General features: G+C 41.7%; 14 protein-coding genes. 5 read left to right on the forward strand and 9 right to left on the reverse strand.

Annotated elements, in window-relative coordinates:
* Positions 1-33: 33 nt before the first annotated feature.
* From QYC40_RS11690 to QYC40_RS11700, 3 genes are all read left to right on the forward strand, one after another.
* Positions 34-2,202 (forward strand): ATP-binding protein, encoded by a 2,169-nt coding sequence (locus QYC40_RS11690; RefSeq protein ID WP_301990419.1) that lies wholly within the window; start codon positions 34-36, stop codon positions 2,200-2,202.
* An 89-nt stretch (positions 2,203-2,291) separates the two neighbouring features.
* Positions 2,292-4,226, forward strand: coding sequence for a 30S ribosomal protein S1 (rpsA, locus tag QYC40_RS11695; RefSeq protein ID WP_301990420.1), 1,935 nt, complete (start codon positions 2,292-2,294; stop codon positions 4,224-4,226).
* Between the two features lie 86 nt (positions 4,227-4,312).
* Entirely contained in the window at positions 4,313-5,155 is an 843-nt protein-coding gene (locus QYC40_RS11700) for a sulfurtransferase (protein ID WP_301990421.1), read from the forward strand.
* A gap of 42 nt (positions 5,156-5,197) precedes the next feature.
* On the opposite strand, the gene QYC40_RS11705 is transcribed toward QYC40_RS11700, so the two are convergent.
* The 5 genes from QYC40_RS11705 to hutH are packed head-to-tail and all read right to left on the reverse strand — an operon-like array spanning position 5,198 to position 11,938.
* A complete protein-coding gene (locus QYC40_RS11705; protein ID WP_301990422.1) occupies positions 5,198-6,076 on the reverse strand; it encodes a pirin family protein in 879 nt (292 codons plus the stop codon).
* A 47-nt stretch (positions 6,077-6,123) separates the two neighbouring features.
* Positions 6,124-7,095: a formimidoylglutamase gene (gene hutG, locus QYC40_RS11710; protein WP_301990423.1), complete on the reverse strand. Its 972-nt coding sequence runs from the start codon at positions 7,093-7,095 to the stop codon at positions 6,124-6,126.
* Positions 7,096-7,098: 3 nt separating this feature from the next.
* Entirely contained in the window at positions 7,099-9,111 is a 2,013-nt protein-coding gene (locus QYC40_RS11715; RefSeq protein ID WP_301990424.1) for a urocanate hydratase, read from the reverse strand.
* Between the two features lie 2 nt (positions 9,112-9,113).
* On the reverse strand, positions 9,114-10,367 hold the full coding sequence (hutI, locus tag QYC40_RS11720; RefSeq protein WP_301990425.1) for an imidazolonepropionase: 1,254 nt from the start codon (positions 10,365-10,367) through the stop codon (positions 9,114-9,116).
* 2 nt (positions 10,368-10,369) lie between these two features.
* Entirely contained in the window at positions 10,370-11,938 is a 1,569-nt protein-coding gene (hutH, locus tag QYC40_RS11725) for a histidine ammonia-lyase (protein WP_301990426.1), read from the reverse strand.
* Between the two features lie 74 nt (positions 11,939-12,012).
* Here hutH and QYC40_RS11730 point away from each other — a divergent pair, with 74 nt between their 5' ends.
* Positions 12,013-12,921 carry a LysR family transcriptional regulator gene (locus tag QYC40_RS11730; protein WP_301990427.1) on the forward strand — a complete coding sequence of 303 codons (909 nt, stop codon included), beginning with the start codon at positions 12,013-12,015 and terminating at the stop codon, positions 12,919-12,921.
* Between the two features lie 16 nt (positions 12,922-12,937).
* Here QYC40_RS11730 and QYC40_RS11735 read toward each other — a convergent pair whose 3' ends face one another.
* Genes QYC40_RS11735 through QYC40_RS11745 form a run of 3 tightly spaced genes read right to left on the reverse strand, consistent with a single transcriptional unit; the run spans position 12,938 to position 16,155 of the window.
* Positions 12,938-14,200: an AI-2E family transporter gene (locus tag QYC40_RS11735; RefSeq protein ID WP_301990428.1), complete on the reverse strand. Its 1,263-nt coding sequence runs from the start codon at positions 14,198-14,200 to the stop codon at positions 12,938-12,940.
* Positions 14,201-14,206: 6 nt separating this feature from the next.
* Positions 14,207-15,394 carry an MFS transporter gene (locus QYC40_RS11740; protein WP_301990429.1) on the reverse strand — a complete coding sequence of 396 codons (1,188 nt, stop codon included), beginning with the start codon at positions 15,392-15,394 and terminating at the stop codon, positions 14,207-14,209.
* 5 nt (positions 15,395-15,399) lie between these two features.
* On the reverse strand, positions 15,400-16,155 hold the full coding sequence (locus QYC40_RS11745; protein WP_301990430.1) for an RNA methyltransferase: 756 nt from the start codon (positions 16,153-16,155) through the stop codon (positions 15,400-15,402).
* A 7-nt stretch (positions 16,156-16,162) separates the two neighbouring features.
* On the opposite strand from QYC40_RS11745, the gene QYC40_RS11750 reads away from it, so the two are divergent.
* The gene (locus QYC40_RS11750) at positions 16,163-18,511 is read left to right on the forward strand and encodes a BamA/TamA family outer membrane protein (protein WP_301990432.1); all 2,349 of its coding nucleotides are present in this window, start codon (positions 16,163-16,165) and stop codon (positions 18,509-18,511) included.
* Here QYC40_RS11750 and QYC40_RS11755 read toward each other — a convergent pair.
* Positions 18,508-19,050 (reverse strand): hypothetical protein, encoded by a 543-nt coding sequence (locus QYC40_RS11755; RefSeq protein WP_301990433.1) that lies wholly within the window; start codon positions 19,048-19,050, stop codon positions 18,508-18,510. The two genes, QYC40_RS11750 and QYC40_RS11755, sit on opposite strands and share 4 nt — an antisense overlap.
* Positions 19,051-19,136 lie beyond the last annotated feature (86 nt).

The raw sequence follows: 19,136 nt of genomic DNA on the forward strand, positions 1-19,136 counted from the left end.
CTGTTTTTTGTGTACAATTGGCTTAAAAACACAATGCAACAAGAGGATAAATATTTAGTCGATAGAACGAAACGGAACAAGAGCATTCGAAATATCTTGTTGTTGTCTACTATTGGTCTTTTTGTCGCATTCCTCATTTTCTTTATATCCTCTTTTATCCAATACCGGTCTATTCAATCTCGAATTGAACGAATCTATAGCAGCATCAACACAGACCAAACCAGTTTTGTGACGCTACTAACGAAATTCAACGATGCTGAAAATCACTTCCGGCAATATTCGCTCAAATACGACAGTACGGATTTTCTAGCCTATAACAAGGACCTCATGTTATTGAAAGGTTCTGTCGACTCCTTGCGAAAGGTTCGAGAGGTCGAAGAAATTGTCGATCAAAAATACCGGGGCGATTCAATCAGTTACTCTAAGCTCCTACCGATGTATATTGATCTATCCGCAAACATCGATTCGCTGATGCAGTCTGCGCGTGCGTTAGATGAATTCCACCGGACAGCGCTTAACAACTCGATGTTCAATCTGCCGCAGGAGCGCACGCTGTCCAATACAGATTTCAAGCGAAAGACACCGACTTTAATTATTAATCGCAAGCCTTTACTACAACGCATATTCCAACCGAAACTTGATACCCTAACCTTAGGAAGTGACTTGCTTTCGCAAGACACCCGCAACATGTTGCACCAGAGTTTCTCGAGAATTCGTTCCGAGTCCGACGCAAGGGCACAGGGAAAACTGGATGAGATTAAGACGCAATTAGCCAATCTTAGGCAGAAAGAGCGATTAATGCTCTCCGATAACTTTACCCTGCTCCATAAAACGAATCAGCAAATTCGCTACGTGTATGATCAGCGCATAAAATTTCAACGGGAGAAATCAGACCAGGAGTTGAACGTACTCCTTGCCAATACCGATACTTTTAAATGGCAAATTATTGTCTCGCTGACATTTGTATTTATCGTTATCTGTATTTTGGTGTACTACCAATTTTTCACGAACTACTACGAGCAAATGCTGATGGACGAAAAAATCTATGCGTCCAAACTTGCCGAGCAAAAAACCGACATCCTTGCCGAGATCACACATGAAATCCGAACTCCGATCAACTCGATGATCGGAATTGTCGACTTACTACGAAGTCGCAACGATCTGTATCAACCCAAGGACATCCTTCTTCTAGAGACGGCTTATTCGAATATCACCGCGACCTCGAAAACCATCAACGATATTCTTAACCTCAGCAAAATCGATAAGCACGATACCATAGAATCAAACCATTTCGACTTCCATGATATGTTGCTGGAGATCCTCGACAACTACAGGAATCAGGCGAGCTCGAAGAAAATTACATTAGATCATTCCGTAGATGAGAGCAAACCAAGTATCATCTTCACCGACGAACTGAAGGTACGCCAGGTGGTGAGTAATTTGGTGAGCAATGCGATCAAGTACTCTTCGCAGGGGACCGTGATGACGAAGATTTATGTAAATAATCATAGTAATTTGGTGATTAAAGTGTCTGACGAGGGTAACGGTATTCCAGAGAACCTCAAGAAAAACATCTTTAAAAAGTACTATACCGAAAATAAGACGAACAAGGTGGAAGGTGGCGTCGGCTTAGGACTTTACATCACTAAAAATATCGTTACGCTATTAAAGGGTAGGATTTCATTTCAGTCTAGAGCAAACCAAGGCACAACCTTTACGGTAGAAATCCCTATTCCACGGCCAAAATACCGCCGCAAGAATACCCTTAATATTCATCAGGTTAGGGATCTTCCAAAGAATCTTTCCTGGCTTATTGTAGACGATAATGCTTTAAATCTACTCTATCTGAAGCAGTTTTTCTTGTTACATGATCAGGTTTACACGGCAACAAACGGTCAGGAAGCGCTGAACCTCTTGGAAAGCAAAGTTGTCGATGTCATCGTAACGGACATCAACATGCCTGTGATGACAGGAGATGAATTGCTCGTGAAGATTCGTCAAAACCCGGCCTATGAGCGGGTCAAAATAATCGCAACATCCTCTGATAATGAACAGGTTAAGAAACAGGAAGCCATTAGACGTATGAAGTTTGATGGTATCTTGATCAAGCCATTCAATGAAAAGAAACTAACGGAAGTGATCTTAAAAACCTTGTATCCGATCTTTGAGGACTCCAATGAAATCCAGCAAGAGGGATCGTAAATATTTTTTTTTCTTCTAATCTCTTGTAAATAAAAGTTTTTCGTATCTTTGCAGTCCCTACATCGTAGGGAAAAGGAGATAATTAATTAATGGCAAAAAAACAAGAAGCAGAAAAAGAGTTAGCGGCGAAAAACGCAGAGCTACAAGGTGCTGACACAAAAGTTGTGAAAGACACTGAAAAGATTGAGTCTGAAGCAGATTCAAATTTAATCGATGAGATTAAATCTAACACTTGGAGTACTCCATCAGGAGACTTCGACTGGGATCTTGATGAGAAAGCTTTCGGTAATTACAGCGAAGCAGAGCGCGTTAAATTGGAAGAGCAATACGCTGGAACATTTAACCAAATTAATCAAGGTGAAATTATTGAAGGTACCGTTGTATCTATCAATAACAAAGATGTTGTATTGAACATCGGTTTCAAATCAGACGGTCTTGTAGCATTATCTGAGTTCCGTGACTTACCTGACTTAAAAGTTGGTGATACGGTTGACGTATTTGTAGAATCGCAAGAGGATGCAAACGGTCAGTTAGTATTATCACGCAAACGTGCTAAAACACAAAAATCTTGGGAAGAAATCAATGCTGCATTGGAGAACGATGCAATTATCGATGGTTTTGTTAAATCACGCACTAAAGGTGGTTTAATCGTTGATATTAAAGGTGTTGAGGCTTTCTTACCAGGTTCTCAAATCGACATCAAACCTATTCGTGACTACGACGTATATGTTGGTAAAACAATGGAATTCAAAGTTGTGAAAATCAACCATGAGTTCAAAAACGTAGTTGTTTCTCATAAAGTATTGATCGAAGACGATTTAGAAAACCAAAAATCAGAAATCGTTGCGAAATTAGAAAAAGGTCAAGTATTAGAAGGTACTGTTAAAAATATCACTGATTTCGGTGTGTTCATCGACTTAGGTGGTGTTGACGGTTTACTTCACATTACTGATATCTCTTGGGGCCGTATCGAGCATCCAAAAGAGGTGTTAGCATTAGACCAAACAATCAACGTTGTAGTATTAGACTTCGACGACGAGAAAAAACGTATCGCATTAGGTTTAAAACAATTATCAGAGCACCCTTGGGAATCTCTAGATACAGGTTTAGAAATTGGTTCTAAAGTAAAAGGTAAAATCGTAACAGTTGCTGATTACGGTGCTTTCTTAGAAATCATCCCTGGTGTTGAAGGTTTAATCCACGTATCTGAAATGTCATGGTCTCAAAACTTACGTTCTCCACAAGAGTTCTTAAAAGTAGGTGATGAAATCGAAGCTGTTATCTTAACTCTAGACCGCGAAGAGCGTAAAATGAGCTTAGGTATCAAACAATTGACTCCAGATCCTTGGCAAAACATCACTGAACGTTACCCAGTAGGTTCAAAACAATCAGCGGTTGTTAAGAACATGACTAACTTCGGTGTATTCGTAGAATTAGAAGACGGAATCGACGGATTAATTCACATTTCTGACCTTTCATGGTCTAAGAAAGTTAACCACCCTAACGAATTCACTAAAGTTGGTGAGCGTTTAGACGTAGTGGTTTTAGAATTAGACGAAGAAAACCGCAAACTTTCTTTAGGTCACAAACAATTAGAAGAAAACCCTTGGGATACTTTCGAAACAATCTTCACTGAAGGTTCAGTTCACGAAGGTACAGTTATCAAAGTTGGTGACAAAGGTGATATCGTAGCTTTACAATACGGTGTTGAAGGCTTCTGCCCTAACAAACACTCTGTAAAAGAAGACGGTTCTTCATTGAAAGTTGACGAAGTTGCTGAATTCAAAATCATCGAGTTCAACAAAGAAAACAAACGTTTAGTTATCTCTCACTCTCGTATTTGGGAAGATGCTAAAGCTGAAGCACGTATCGAAGAGTTCAACGCTCGTAAGAAAGAAGCGAAAGCAGCATCATCTGCAGTAAGAAAAGTGAAAGACAATGTTGAAAAATCAACATTAGGTGATCTTGACGTTTTAGCTCAATTAAAAGAGCAAATGGAAGACAACGAAAAGAAATCTAAATAATTAGATTTTTCGAAATAACTTCTAAAGCCCGATTCATAGGATCGGGCTTTTTTGATTTTAATGCCTACATTAGTAAAAAGAATTAAATGATGAGTCGCGCATTAATCCATATAGAACAAGCAGTAAAGCTTATTAAAGAGCAGACAGAACGGGTCGTGATTTTGGATGCCAGCATTGATAAAGTCGGACAAAAGTTGGACAATAATAATCTGGAGCTTATACCGAATTCACATTTTCTAGATATTGAACATGCATTTTCAGACAAGAACATTCCCTTGCCCCATACGATGGTTGATGCTGTCACTTTTGAGCAGGAAGTGAGAAAGCTGGGAGTAAATCAGGATTCAATCGTTCTACTTTACGACCGCTGGGGCGTCTATTCCAGTCCTCGGGCTTGGTGGATGTTCAAGTATATGGGCTTCGATCAAGTATATGTAATTAATGGAGGCATGCCTGCATGGAAATCCGCTGATTTACCTATTGTTGATGCTTATACAGTGGTGGAAAATATCGGAAACTTTGTTGCCAAACCTGATCCGCAATGGATAATTAAAATCGATGAATTAAAAGAACTTGTCGGACAGGACGACGTACATATTACAGATGCAAGAAGCGCGGGGCGCTTCTCGGGTGCTGCTCCTGAACCTCGACCGGGTCTAAAGTCGGGGCATATTCCCGGATCAGAGAATATTCCTTTCGATCAGGTCTTGGACGCTGCATACTTTAGGTCCAACGAGGAAATTGCGCCGCTCTATGAAAAAAAAGCATTTCCTACAGGACAAAATATCTTTACATGCGGGTCTGGTATTACAGCGGCTGTATTAGCTTTGGGCGCTTATGAGTTAGGATACAAGAATATTCGTGTATATGATGGCTCTTGGTCCGAATGGGGGTCAGATCCCGACACAATCGTGGATCAACATATTTAGAAATAAAAAAGGGATAGTCTGTCGATTATCCCTTTTTCTTTATTACTTTCTAGGAGCTGGCAATGGCACATAACCATCATCGCCAGGTACTTTGGGAAACTCATGGTTTATCCATTTCTGTTTCGCTTCCTCTATTATTTCTTTACTTGTCGCTACAAAGTTCCAATAAATGAATCGCTCTTCCGGGAATGGCTCTCCACCGAAGATATAAACCGTAGTACCGGCTTTCATTTCAAAAGAACATAAATGCGCGTCTAGGGTGATCAGAATTTGCTTTGGACCATAATTATAACCATTGCTAGCAATTTCGCCCTCAAGGATGTATAAGCCACTTTCTCCATAAAGTTCTCCACGAATATCAATTAGCGCATCTTTCGTTGCCTTAATTTCCATCATGTAAAGTTTGCTATGTACCGGCACAGGTGATTTCTTCCCGAAAGCTTCGCCGGCAATCAGCTTGTAAGCTACGCCGTCTTCTTCCCATGCTGGGATTGCGTCAGCCTCTACGTGATGAAATTCGGGCTCTTGAAACTCTAATTCCTTGGGCAATGCTACCCAGATCTGTAGTCCATGGAGGAACTTGTCTTTCTGTCTTAAATATTCAGGCGTGCGCTCGGAGTGGACAACCCCTTTTCCGGCAGTCATCCAATTGACTGCTCCTGGTTTTATTTCCATTGCGGAACCAAGGCTGTCGCGATGGAAGATAGAGCCTTCAAATAGATAAGTAAGCGTGGATAATCCGATATGAGGGTGAGGACCAACGTCTAAGTTTTCATGATCAGCGAGACAAGCGGGTCCCATATGATCGATAAATACAAAGGGCCCAATGGAACGTTTTTGACGGAAAGGCAACAACCTTCCTACTAAAAAATTACCTATATCGGCCGCTGTTTCTTCTCTGATGAAATCTATATTTGACATGCTTTCTGCTTTAACGTGATTGAAGTATAAAGATACCCAAATTCGGTCTACTTCTGCAATACCCTGAACAGCAAATCCGCACCAAGTTTGGTCGTTCTATTGTCAATATCAAAGTGCGGGTTTAACTCGGCAACATCGATAGAACGAAGATTAGGCAGCTGAAGGATCGTATCGAATATCAGTTGAAAATTATGATCCGGAACGATGCCATGGAAGGCTAAAGCAGACACACCAGGTGCATAGGCTGCCGCGAATACATCTAAATCAATCGTTAAATAAACCTGGTCAACCTTCTTTCCAAAAGCTATTATTTGATCCATAATCTCTCCTAACCGCTCTGCATATATGTCCTTTGCGTGTATAATTTCCACCCCCTTAGAATCGGCATAGTCAAACAAAGCTTTGGTATTGGATATTTCCTGAATGCCAATAGCTAAATAATGGAAAGGCAAATTTTCCCTTTCTACATGTTGTGCAATTTGATAGAACCCAGTTCCGGAATTTCCTTTCCCGTCGACCAATGGACGGATGTCCAAGTGTGCATCCAAGTTGATTATGCCGACCGATTGTTTAGTTGCTGTTTGAATTCCCAGATAGTGTGGATAAGTGATCTCATGGCCACCACCAAGCAAGATAGGAAATCCGCCCATGGAAATTATTTCATTAACCGCAGCATGCAGACAGTCCTGCGCTTCTTCCAAATTCCCATTGGAGCAGAAAACATCTCCAGCGTCGATAAGACGCACTGTATTTGGAAAATGCACTGGTAATCCAGCCAAGACCTTTCGAAAGGCTGTAGGGCCTTCTTTTGCGCCGATACGGCCTTGATTTCTTTCTACTCCCTCCTCGCAACAAAATCCCAATATAACAAAGGCGCCATCCAGGGATTGCTGTTCAGATAAATCAATAGCTTCAATGACTTGATGCCAGCGTAGGAAAGCTTGTTCTGTGCCATCAACTCTTCCCTCCCAGTTCTGCGAGTTCCCAGCCTGATAATATGTATTATCGAGTATTGCCATGTGTTAGTTGAATAATTGATCGATGAGTTGATCATCTACCATAACAGATTCTGTTACTTTAAAGTTTGCTGTTCTTGCTAACTCGGTTTCCAAGGCACTTTTCGCTTCCTTGTTTCTTGCCCAAGCCCGACGAGCAATACCATTATTGACATCAAAAAACAACATCTGTCGGAGTTTCTCTTCACTTTGCGCAGAGCCGTCCAGCAACATTCCGAAGCCGCCATTGATGACCTCTCCCCATCCTACTCCACCGCCATTATGTATGGATACCCAAGTAGCACCGCGGAAGCTATCGCCAATGACATTATGAATGGCCATATCTGCTGTGTAGCGGGACCCATCGTATATATTGCTGGTTTCGCGATATGGAGAGTCTGTTCCTGAAACATCGTGATGATCTCGTCCCAGTACAACCGGTGCCGACAAACGGCCATCCCGTACGGCATCGTTGAATGCTATCGCAATCTTGGTACGACCAAGCGCATCCGCATATAAAATGCGAGCTTGTGATCCAACAACAAGCTTGTTTTGCTTCGCATCTCTGATCCATTTGATATTATCGTCCATCTGCTGAGAAATCTCGGCTGAGGCCTCTTTCTTCAAGTCTTCTAACACTTGAAGGGCTAAATTATCCGTTAATTCAAGATCGCTCTCTTTTCCAGAGGTGCAGACCCAGCGGAATGGTCCAAATCCATAGTCGAAACACATTGGCCCCAATATATCTTGTACATAAGATGGATATCGGAAATTAATATTATCGTCCGCCATGACCTCAGCATTCGCACGAGAACATTCGAGCAGGAAAGCATTCCCATAATCGAAAAAGTAAGTTCCTTTCGCGACATGCTTATTTATGGCTGCGGCATGTCTTCTCAAAGATGCCTGAACTTTTTCTTTAAAAACATCGGGCGCATTGGCAATCATCTGATTTGCATCATCGAAACTGACTCCTACCGGATAATATCCACCCGACCATGGATTATGTAATGAAGTTTGATCAGACCCCACCGTGATAGGGAGGTTGGCCATGTCAAATTGTTCCCACACGTCGACAATATTGCCTAGATAGGCAATAGATACAATTTCTTTATGCGCTATTGCGGTTTTCACACGAGCGATCAATTCGTCCATATCCTCAATCAGAAGATCTACCCATCCCTGCTCGTGACGCTTACGAGCGGCCGCAGGGTTCACCTCAGCGCATACCGTAATACAGCCTGCGATATTGCCTGCTTTTGGCTGCGCTCCACTCATCCCCCCAAGACCGGAAGTAAGAAATACTTTTCCAGCCGCAGTCTCCGTATTAGAAAGCTGCTTTCTGAAGGCGTTCATCACTGTTATCGTCGTACCATGAACAATGCCTTGCGGGCCAATATACATATAGGAACCAGCAGTCATTTGACCGTATTGCGTGACACCTAAAGCATTGAACCTTTCCCAATCATCCGGTTTGGAATAGTTCGGGATCATCATCCCGTTTGTTACTACTACGCGTGGCGCAAAGCTTGATGATGGAAATAATCCCATCGGATGCCCACTATACATGTGCAAGGTTTGCTCATCATTCATTGTTGCCAGGAACTTCATCGTTAGCAGATATTGCGCCCAGTTTTGAAAAACAGCACCATTGCCGCCATAGGTAATCAGCTCATGCGGATGCTGTGCAACGGCTGGATCTAGGTTATTCTGAATCATCAGCATGATGGATGCGGCTTGAATAGAATTTGCTGGATATTCCTCAATCGGACGAGCGTACATGGCGTATGATGGACGAAATCTATACATGTAAATACGTCCGTAAGTATGTAGCTCCTCTAGAAATTCAGGAGCTAAAATGCCATGCCATTCTTTGGGGAAATAGCGCAATGCATTTCTGATTGCTAGTTTTTCCTCATCCTTTGTTAATATTGCTTTACGCTTCGGGGCATGACTTACCGTATGGTCGTATATCGCCGCTGGAGGCAATTCCGATGGAATCCCCTGTAGCAAGGCATCTTTAAAATTTAAGTTTCCCATAATTAATGATTGTCTGAGCATACTAATTGACCTCTTTTCCATACCGCATGCGGCTCAAGACGCCCTTGCAGGTAGGTAATATTCTGATAGTTATCCGTCTGATAGATATTGAAATCCGCTAGCAAACCTGCTACCAATCGACCTCTATCATCTAAATTTAATGCTTTAGCGGCACGGAAGGTGATGGCTGCTAAAACCTCCGCATTACTCAGTTTTTCCATGCTTGCTAATATGCTTGCGCTGGCGACTAGTTTACCCATTGGCGCAGATCCGGGGTTCCAATCTGTTGCAATAGCCAATGATGCTCCAGCATCTAAAAGGCGTCTCGCAGGGGTAAATGCACAGCCTATTCCTAAAGAAGCAGCCGGCAGTGCAACTGCGACCACATCGGAGGCAGCCAACAGTTGAATTTCCTCTTCCGTTGAAGCTTCTAGGTGATCTGCTGATGCAGCGGACAGCTCTACTGCCAACTTTGAACCTGAAGTTGTAAACTGGTCGGCATGCACCGTAAGATCAAAACCTAAAGCTTTCGCTTGTTCATAATACGGTTTTGCCTGCTCTGCAGAGAATGCGCTTCGTTCGACAAAGGCATCCACACGCGTCGTTAAGTGCTCTTCTTTAAGAATTGGGAATAGCTCTTTAGCAATCATATCGAGATATTCCTCGGCAGTACCTTCATAATCCTTTGGCAACATATGCGCTGCTAAGCAAGTACTCAATAAATCAGCTTTACATTCATTATCAGCAGCAGCAATTGCTCTTAGCGTTTTTAGTTCTTCATCGACTGATAGACCATATCCACTTTTTACTTCAATAGTTGTAATGCCCTGGGCGAGCAGATAATTAGCACGTTCTACAGTTAACTGTTTCAACTCTTCTTGCGAGCAGGCGCGTGTGTGCTTCACGGTGCTCCAAATACCACCGCCAGCCTCCGCAATTTCAAGATATGAACTTCCGGCATTGCGCATTGCGAAATCATTCGCGCGATTCCCTCCGAAAGCAATATGCGTATGGCAGTCGATGTAGCCTGGAAGGGCAACAAAATCTCCATTTAATTCAATTAGTTCGACTTGGTCCTTTAATTTTTGTTTGAGCGTATTATAATCAGAAATTTCCTTGATCAACTCACCTTCTAACCAAATGCCCGCAGAAGGTATCACTTCCAACTGCGAATCTTTCAGTGCTCCTTTTAGCGGAAGCTCTGCCATGCTGACCAACTGCTTAAAGGGTCCAATTAATATACCTTGTTTTTCCATGTTTAACATTCAAAATATGAAGCACCTGTTCCTAAATATTCTACTCCTTCTTGACGGGCAACCTGATTCGCTACCTCAACAAGCGCGCCTGATTTAACGAGCTCCAAGGCCGCATCTAGAAGGTCGGTCATTGGCTGATCCTCCTCGATATGTGGAATTGAGGCCCTAAGATGTTGATGTATCGCTTCGATAACGGCCGTTGATTTCAATGGTTGATGGTAGTCCTTTGCTTGCGCAGCGCAAAGCAACTCGATACTTAAAATCTTGTCGACATTATCCAACACCTGTAATAATTTCCTTCCAGCGATAGAACCCATACTGACATGGTCTTCCTGACCTAAAGAAGTAGGAATACTATCTGCACTTGCAGGGAAGCATAATCCTTTATTTTCACTTGCGATGGCTGCCGTACTATATTGCAGAATCATAAAACCAGAGTTTAATCCTGTAGATTTCATGAGTAATTTTGGAACGCCATTGGTTTCGCCTTCCAGAGATAAATATACTCTTCTATCCGAAATATTTCCCAATTCAGAAACCGCCAAGGTCGCATAGTCTAGCGGAAGAGCAATCGGCTGTCCGTGAAATGAGCCACCCGAGATTGTCAATTCGCTATTGATAATAATTGGATTGTCTGTCACAGCGTTGATCTCTGTCTCTATAATCTCTTTGAAATGCAACCACGCATTCCTGGACGCTCCATGAACCTGTGGAATACAACGCAATGAATAGGGGTCTTGGACGCGAGAGCAGTTTTTATGTGATTCTAATACCTCCGAACCCTTTAGCAGGTTAAATATCGTTGAAGCGACGAATACATTTCCTTTATATGGTCTTAACTGATGTAATTCGCTAAAAAACGGCTTGATAGAGCCGTTTAACCCTTCGATCATCAAGGTAGCGATTAAGTCTGCGCTGTCCATTAGTCGTTTCATTTCTACGACCGCCTTTACTCCATGGGCCGCCATAAATTGCGTTCCGTTGATTAATGCCAATCCTTCTTTGGCCCCCAGGTGAATCGCTTCCATCCCGTACTTATTCAATACTTCTTGAGTCGCACATATTCTACCCTCATACCAAACCTTGCCTAGTCCAATTAAGGGTAAGAACAAGTGTGAGAGTGGAGCTAAGTCGCCTGAAGCTCCCACGGAGCCCTGCTTAGGAACAACGGGGATTACATCATTTTCAATATGCCAGATAATACGTTCTACTGTTGTGAATTGAACGCCTGAAAAACCTTTTGCCAGGGCCTGCACTTTCAATATCAGCATCAGCTTACTTAATTCGACGTCAATTGGCTCTCCTACGCCGACCGCGTGGCTTTTCAGAATATTTTCTTGCAGTTTCTTCGTATCGTTCGCACCGATTAAGCTCGTGCAAAGTGGTCCAAACCCTGTATTGATACCATAAACTACCTTACCGGCATCAACAATCTCTTGTACATACTGTGCGCTTCGATTGATGCTAGCAATAACTTCTTCGGTTAAAACGCCTTTGGTTTCACCTTTTGCAATTGAAACAGCAATAGAACTGCTCAATATATCTTGTCCGTAATTGAATGATTTCATCATAAAATGCTTTATATCCAAATTTAGCCCCTATATTTGATAATCAGTAATATCAATTTTATCATCGACTGATAACTATGAATTATCAAATTGAGCTTAGACATCTGCAATATTTTAAGGTTCTCGCGGAGGAACTGCACTTTCGGAGGGCTGCTGAACGCTTATATATTGCTCAACCGGGGCTATCGAGACAAATAAAGCAACTGGAGGAATATTATCAGACTCCACTTTTTATACGAGATAAAAGAAATGTTGCATTAACTGCCGCCGGAGCATATTTAAAGACTGAGGTAGATTTGTTGTTTAATCAGATGGGAATCATCAAAACGCAGATCGAGAAAATCGCTGAGGGAAAACTAACTTCGTTAAAATTAGGTTTCATTGGTTCAGCCGTTCAAGCAATTTTACCACAGTTGTTGGTTGAGCTCAAGCAGCAACAGCCCCTCATTGATATTACGCTAAATGAACTGACCAACGAAGCACAACTAGACATGCTTTTAAGAAATGAATTGGATTTCGGATTTGTCAGAATAAAGGATACGCCCAAAGGATTACGCGCTCTTCCGATTTTGACCGACCATTTTGCACTGGTCGTGCCAAAAACTCATCCTTTAGCGAAATCTAAAAAAGTGAATTTACAGGATTTCAAGGACGAATCCTTTATCCTCTTTTCTAAAGAGTATAGCAATTCCTATTATGAATTGGTCATGAGCATTTTTCAAGATCAGGGGTTTCAGCCGCATGTTGCATTAAAAACCGTAAATGCGCTCAGTATTTTTAACTTAGTTTCTCAAGGCTTAGGAGTGGCGATTGTTCCTTCATCTTTAAAAAAAGGCTACCATACTCACGTAGACTTCCTGGAGTTACAGCATATCCCGCAACGCACGACACTTTCGTTATTATGGAATGAAAACAGCAGAAATCCAGGGATTGATCTGCTGTTAAACATCGTTAAGAACATTGAGAGAAGAAATCTCAAGAAGTAAGTAAGTTAGGAAACTCTTATTTCTCTTCCGTTTGATCGTCTTTATCTAAAGGCAACTCTTCAGACTCGTTTACTTCTTTGTAAGAAACTTCGGTTTTGGGTTCGTTTGTTTTTTCGTCGGTTTTTACTTGCACATCCATCTCTACCTTTTTCTTGTTCTTTGGAAGCCGTACGATGCCCCATTTCATGAGTAATTCTTGCGTAGAATTCTTTTTTAGGTGCATTTTCTCAGGCTCTCCAATCAAAAAGCCCACGGCCGACATGCCAGGTGAAGCGTCAAAGATTACTTTTAACGTGGCAATAAAAGGTAATGCAAGGATTAAACCTGCTAGTCCGAAAAGCATACCACCGAGTAAAATACCTATAATCGCCATGAGTGGATTAATACTAACCTTACTTCCAACGATATTCGGAGTGATAATGTTACCTTCTAAGAATTGAACAACCTGAAACCAAGCAATCACTCCCACAGCATACCATGCACTATCTTTCACAGCAAGAGCAAATAAAGCCGGAAGTATAGATCCGATAGCAATTCCGATATAAGGCAATAGCATTAAGAGCGAAGCTAAAGATCCAAAGAACCAAGCGTATTCAATGCCCATTAACATTAAACCTCCTGTGTTCAACACAGCGACGATTCCCATTACGGTCACTAATCCGACTAGATAGCTTTGTACAACCTCGTATATTTTGTTTAGCACCTCATTTACCTTGTGTTGAGGGGATTTACGAAATGCTTTGAAAAAGAATTCGCGGAAGAAATCTCGGTAATACAGTAGAAAAAACACGTATAAGGGCACTAAAATAGCGCTTGCAAGCATATTACCAATCGATCCGAACATGCCTGTCACCATACCTCCAGCATTTTCTAATGCTTTGTTTCCTTGCTCTTGCAACTGTTGCATCACTTCAGAGCGTTGAATTCCGAACTGCTTCTCTATCCACTCTTGTCCGCGTTCTAAAACGGATAAGACCTTGTCGGTAATTGCACTCGCATCTTTCCCTATAATGATACTCTCATGAACGATAAACCAAATAAGTCCAGAAATAATGGCAATTGCAACAATCACCGCCAAAATCGATGAAAATGCCTTGCCTAGATGGAGTCTTTCAAAAAATCGCGCCAGCGGAAAAAGTGAAATCGCTAATAATATCGCGAACAAGAGAGGGAGCAATACCCCCTGGGTTACATACATCAGTCCTATAATCAGGACAGTGGCAAAGAGTGAGGCTGCAAGTTCAAAGGAGTAGGGTCTTTTCTGCGAGCTGTTTTCCATAAAGTTTTATTCGTTGATTAATGTGTTTTTACGCCTTTTGTCCCAGTAAAGTACATATGCGAATGCCAGGAACACGATGATGGCATCGCCATACATGATGTAAGGAATTCGTGTAATATGGTCATGGAAAATGTATCCTGCAAATAATGCGCCAGCTCCAATCCCTGCTTCAAGCGCTATATACATGGTCGCCATGGCTTTACCGCGATATTGTGGAAGGGAGAGATCGATGGTCCAAGCGTTTACTGCCGGTGAGAAAATTCCAGTTCCAATACCGTACAAGCAAGCACCGATAACTAAATTAAGAATCGAATCGCTATAACCGATGTAAAAAATAGAAATCGTGATGATGATTAATCCGACTTTCATCACGGAGATACGTCCATATCGATCAGCAACTTTTCCTGATACAAACCGGATGGCTATGGACGCTAAGGTGTAAGCCAGGAAGAACATGCCCTTATTTGCGATGCCCAGATGGTCGCTCCAATCCGGAATCAAGGTTAAAATTACCCCATAAGCTGTGTAAGACAATAACGTCACGATTGCAGCAGGAATTACACGGACCTCAATAATATCTCTTCTGGAGATCTTCAGCATCTTTGGCGAAAAGCGTGCAGGGGTATGCAGCGTTTCTTTCATATTCATCACGATGATAATTGAAAAGAACGCAAAGGCTGAAGACGCATAAAACATGCTGTTTAAACCGAAGTCCATGGCGATATAAGATCCAATTGCCGGACCGATTGCCCCGCCTATGCTAAAGCATAATCCATGCATCCCGAGAGCTTCGCCCCAACGAGTGGATGGAATAATATCTGCGATATAGGCTGAAGTCGCGGTTGGTTTAAATCCGGTAGAAAATCCGTGAACTAATCTTAGGAGAAAAAATCCAGAAATACTGGTCAAGATTGGATAGAAGAATCCACATAACACACAGACGATAGAACCGATCGCCATAACGGGAACTCTGCCCCATTTGTCGGTTAATCGTCCCGAGAAGGGCCGCGAAATTCCAGCCGTTAAAGTAAATAGAGAAATAATGAGCCCTTTATGTTCCGCGCCTCCCAAAGAAGATAAATAGGCCGGAAGCTCCGGTATGATCATATTAAAGCTCGCAGAAAACAGCAGAGAGCTTAAACAGAGCAAGCCAAACTGTAAGGTATATAACTTTTGATCTTCCGGGACGTCCATGCTTTTTATCTTTTCAAAAGTCCTTGCCTAGCGACTTCCGAACAGAAAAGTGTTGTCGCGATCGCTACATTTAAAGATTCTGCCTTACCTATTCGTGGAATCGTTACGGCCTGGTCTATCCGATCTAACAAAGTTTTCCGAATTCCATTTCCCTCATTCCCCATAAGAATCAATCCGGCATCAGAAAAGTTTGTTTCATATATGGATTTTCCATCGAGCAAGGCTCCAAAAACAGGAAGGGGTGATCCTTGTAGGAACTCGTCAATATCCAGATAATATATTTTGACACGCGATAGCGAGCCCATGGTAGCTTGTACTACTTTTGGGTTGTAACAATCTACCGTTCCAATAGAACAAATGATATGTTCAATTCCAAACCATTCTGCGGTACGTATGATAGTACCTAAATTTCCTGGATCTTGAACATCGTCTAACACTATAGTATGTTTGTCTTCTAAAGCTTTTGCATCCAATTCCGCTCCCGCAGGCAATTGAACCAACGCTAATGCACCTTGCGGATTCTTCAGTTGGCTAATTTTACCCAATTCCGTCTCGTTCAGTTCTTCGAGTTTTATATTTTGAGGGATTTTGCCCAATTTTGCAAGAGCATCTGCTGTAGCATAGATTTTTTGTATCTTGTAATTAGAGTGTATAAATTCTAATACTGATTTTATTCCTTCTACAACAAACATCTGCTGTTGGTTTCGGAATTTTTTATGCTGTAATGATGCGATTAGACTGATTTGTGCTTTTGACAACATAGGGTGAATGACTAAAAAACGAAGTATTTTATTTTTTGCAAGTATAACATTTTTGTTGCTATTTTTTGCTTCCTGTCGTTCTGCAAAGTACCTGGAAGATCAACAAGCTTTGGTCACAGACATCGATATTAATGGCGTCACTCCGGAGCTAAAAGAAAATACGCAGATGTATATCGCCAATGAAATCAGACCGAATTCTCCCCTCTATCTGACGATATACAACCTCTTCAATACGAAGGATGGACGCTATAAAACTGAAAGAATAAAAAATGTTGGTGAAGCTCCACGAATTCTCGACTCCGCGATGGTTGAACTTTCTGCTACTCAGATACAACGCTATTTGCAGACCAAGGGATATTTTAATGCTTCTGTCACTCCATCGATAAGCATCCACAAGAAAAAAGCTCAGATTGATTTTAATGCCGTATTAGGGACACCATACCTTATCAACGAGATCGACCGTACCGTTAGTGATCCAAAAGTTCGTGAACTTTATGAAAGTAAGGTATTGCCGAAATCGACGATTCAAAGAGGAAAGCAATACGATGCTGCTGACTTTTATGCAGAACGTGAAAACATGTATACCCAAATGCGGGAGAATGGTTACTACGATTATCTCCGCCAATATATGCGCGTTGGGCTTGATACCTTAGGAAAATCCTTTAGCACAGATATTAGATTGCAAATTAGCGACCCTTCAGATTCGACAAAGCACCAAATCTACACAATCGACGAGGTGCATTTTCGCATTGAAGCCCCCGAGGAGGGCTTGAAGCGCAATGAGACAGCGCAATTTGACAGCCTAACCAAGATTAGCTTTACAGATGAAACTGAACGCTTCAAATTGAGGCCGCTTGCTCGTTATGCGTATCTTCGTAGAGGACAAGTTTACAATAGCGACAATGAAGAGCTCTCCTATGATCGCTTATATGAAACTAACGGATTTAGATCCGTTAAGATCAATTACGAGAAAAAAGATTCTTCAAAATTAGACGTCTATTATAACTTGATTCCTCGCGCGGCGATGAGCAATCAGATTGAGGGTGAGTTTACATTTTCCTCCGGGATGAGCGGTTTCAATATTGGAAACACCTTCTCCCACCGCAACGTTTTTGGCGGTTCGGAAACCATTGAGGTCAAACTTCGCTATGGGGTGCTTTTTGATACGCGACTGCCAGGTAATTTAGCAGATAAAATATTCAACAACGACTTGCAATTTGGTGTAAATCTATCTTTTCCACGATTATTAACGCCATTTGGAGTTCGCAGTGTCGGACGATACGGAATCCCAAGAACGACATTCTCTTCGAGCTTGCAGCTTTTCTTCCAAGATCAGACTTATGCAAACAGATACTGGATAAATAGCTTAAACTACATGTGGTATCAATCGAGCAATAGCTTACATAGCTTGACTCCTGTTGTGATTGAGTATAGAGATGGACACCTGAATGAAGCTTTTAGACAGCAATTACTGGAAGAAGGTTATCAACTATACGTCGAAAGTAACCACCGACAATATTTCGGATTGGGAGCACAATATGCTTACACCTTCAATTCTCCAAAACTGACGCGTAAAGAAACGTTTAATTATTTCCGCGGTGGTGTCGATGTTTCCGGGAACCTACTGGGGCTACTTGGAAATGTTGTCAATTTCAAACAAAACGAAAGTGGAGAGAAACTGATTTTCGGAGTACCATTCTTACAATATATCAAAGGGGAAGTTGATTATCGATGGTATAAATATCTCGGAGGAAATAAGCAGTTTGTTTTTCGCTTTAACTCCGGAGTTGCTGTTCCTTACGGCAATAACTCGAGATTAATGATCTTTGAAAAGAGTTTCTTTGCCGGTGGTATGAATGGAATACGCGCATGGCAGGCAAGAACCTTAGGTCCTGGTGGCTATAATCGCGAGGTAGTACGCGAAGAGCTGAGGGTTAACTTAAGAAACCTAGATCAATTGGGAGAAATTAAGATCGAGAGCAATGCAGAATATCGTTTCAGGTTGTTGAACAATTTCTTTGGCGCGAAGCTAAATGGTGCAACCTTTGTTGATGCTGGTAACATTTGGAACCTCAGAGAGAACAACATTAACCTGGATGGCGAATTTAAATTCAACAAATTCTTATCTCAAATAGCGATAGGAACAGGTTTTGGACTTCGGGTTGATATGGACTACTTCATTATCCGTTTAGACGCAGGCTTAAAAGTCAAGGATCCGCAATTCAAAGGAAAGGAACAGTGGGTAATCCGAAGGCTATTTAACGCAAGTGAATTCAAACAAGTGTATTACGACGCCCATAAGCCCGACCGTTATAATTTTATGCAATATAACTTCGGTGTGGGCATGCCTTTTTAGATCAAATCCTTAAGGCTCATAATGCTACTCTCAATCAATTGCTTGACGTCTAAGCCTTTGCTGTAGTTAAGGTATAGGTAGACTGCTGCAAGAACCAAAAGTGTGACTAAGAAGCGTTTAAACTTATAGGCTATAAATAAGATCAGTAGCGGAAGTACAATCAGCAGAAAGCCAGAAATCTTAAAAGGGCTGATTCCTTTTTCAGTTACACGCAAGAAATACAGTTTACCGATTTCTTTCGCTGGGCTTTTGTGTTTAAAAAATACGAATGTTGATGATTCTATCGGATTTGCTGTAACAGCTACGCCGTCATTAAATTGAAGGTCTTGCTGGAAACCATTAATGGTGAATTTATAATTCCCTTGTATGTTGTTATTGGTTTTATCCAAGCTATCCACAGCAATAATCGCAAGTTTTCCGTTTTGGGATAGATTTTCTTTAACATCGAAATCTGCAATATTAAACTGCTGAGCCCACACACTTTGCCATAGCAATTGGGTTAAGCTAATAAACAACAATAGAGTGAACAGCTTTTTCATGATGCAATGATACAAAATTGCTAGGATTCTAAAAATGTCATGGCGCAATTTCGACTTCATTAATTACCTAGGTCTTCTTATCTTTG

The sequence above is a fragment of the Sphingobacterium sp. BN32 genome (genome assembly GCF_030503615.1).
Taxonomy (GTDB): Bacteria; Bacteroidota; Bacteroidia; order Sphingobacteriales; family Sphingobacteriaceae; genus Sphingobacterium.

Excerpts from the sequence above, each read along its gene's own strand:
- QYC40_RS11755 (WP_301990433.1), bottom strand. The coding sequence starts at position 19,050 with ATGAAAAAGCTGTTCACTCTATTGTTGTTTATTAGCTTAACCCAATTG.
- QYC40_RS11730 (WP_301990427.1), top strand. The coding sequence starts at position 12,013 with ATGAATTATCAAATTGAGCTTAGACATCTGCAATATTTTAAGGTTCTC.
- QYC40_RS11735 (WP_301990428.1), bottom strand. The coding sequence starts at position 14,200 with ATGGAAAACAGCTCGCAGAAAAGACCCTACTCCTTTGAACTTGCAGCC.
- QYC40_RS11690 (WP_301990419.1), top strand. The coding sequence starts at position 34 with ATGCAACAAGAGGATAAATATTTAGTCGATAGAACGAAACGGAACAAG.
- hutG (WP_301990423.1), bottom strand. The coding sequence starts at position 7,095 with ATGGCAATACTCGATAATACATATTATCAGGCTGGGAACTCGCAGAAC.
- QYC40_RS11705 (WP_301990422.1), bottom strand. The coding sequence starts at position 6,076 with ATGTCAAATATAGATTTCATCAGAGAAGAAACAGCGGCCGATATAGGT.
- QYC40_RS11715 (WP_301990424.1), bottom strand. The coding sequence starts at position 9,111 with ATGGGAAACTTAAATTTTAAAGATGCCTTGCTACAGGGGATTCCATCG.
- rpsA (WP_301990420.1), top strand. The coding sequence starts at position 2,292 with ATGGCAAAAAAACAAGAAGCAGAAAAAGAGTTAGCGGCGAAAAACGCA.
- QYC40_RS11740 (WP_301990429.1), bottom strand. The coding sequence starts at position 15,394 with ATGGACGTCCCGGAAGATCAAAAGTTATATACCTTACAGTTTGGCTTG.
- hutI (WP_301990425.1), bottom strand. The coding sequence starts at position 10,367 with ATGGAAAAACAAGGTATATTAATTGGACCCTTTAAGCAGTTGGTCAGC.
- hutH (WP_301990426.1), bottom strand. The coding sequence starts at position 11,938 with ATGATGAAATCATTCAATTACGGACAAGATATATTGAGCAGTTCTATT.
- QYC40_RS11700 (WP_301990421.1), top strand. The coding sequence starts at position 4,313 with ATGATGAGTCGCGCATTAATCCATATAGAACAAGCAGTAAAGCTTATT.
- QYC40_RS11750 (WP_301990432.1), top strand. The coding sequence starts at position 16,163 with ATGACTAAAAAACGAAGTATTTTATTTTTTGCAAGTATAACATTTTTG.
- QYC40_RS11745 (WP_301990430.1), bottom strand. The coding sequence starts at position 16,155 with ATGTTGTCAAAAGCACAAATCAGTCTAATCGCATCATTACAGCATAAA.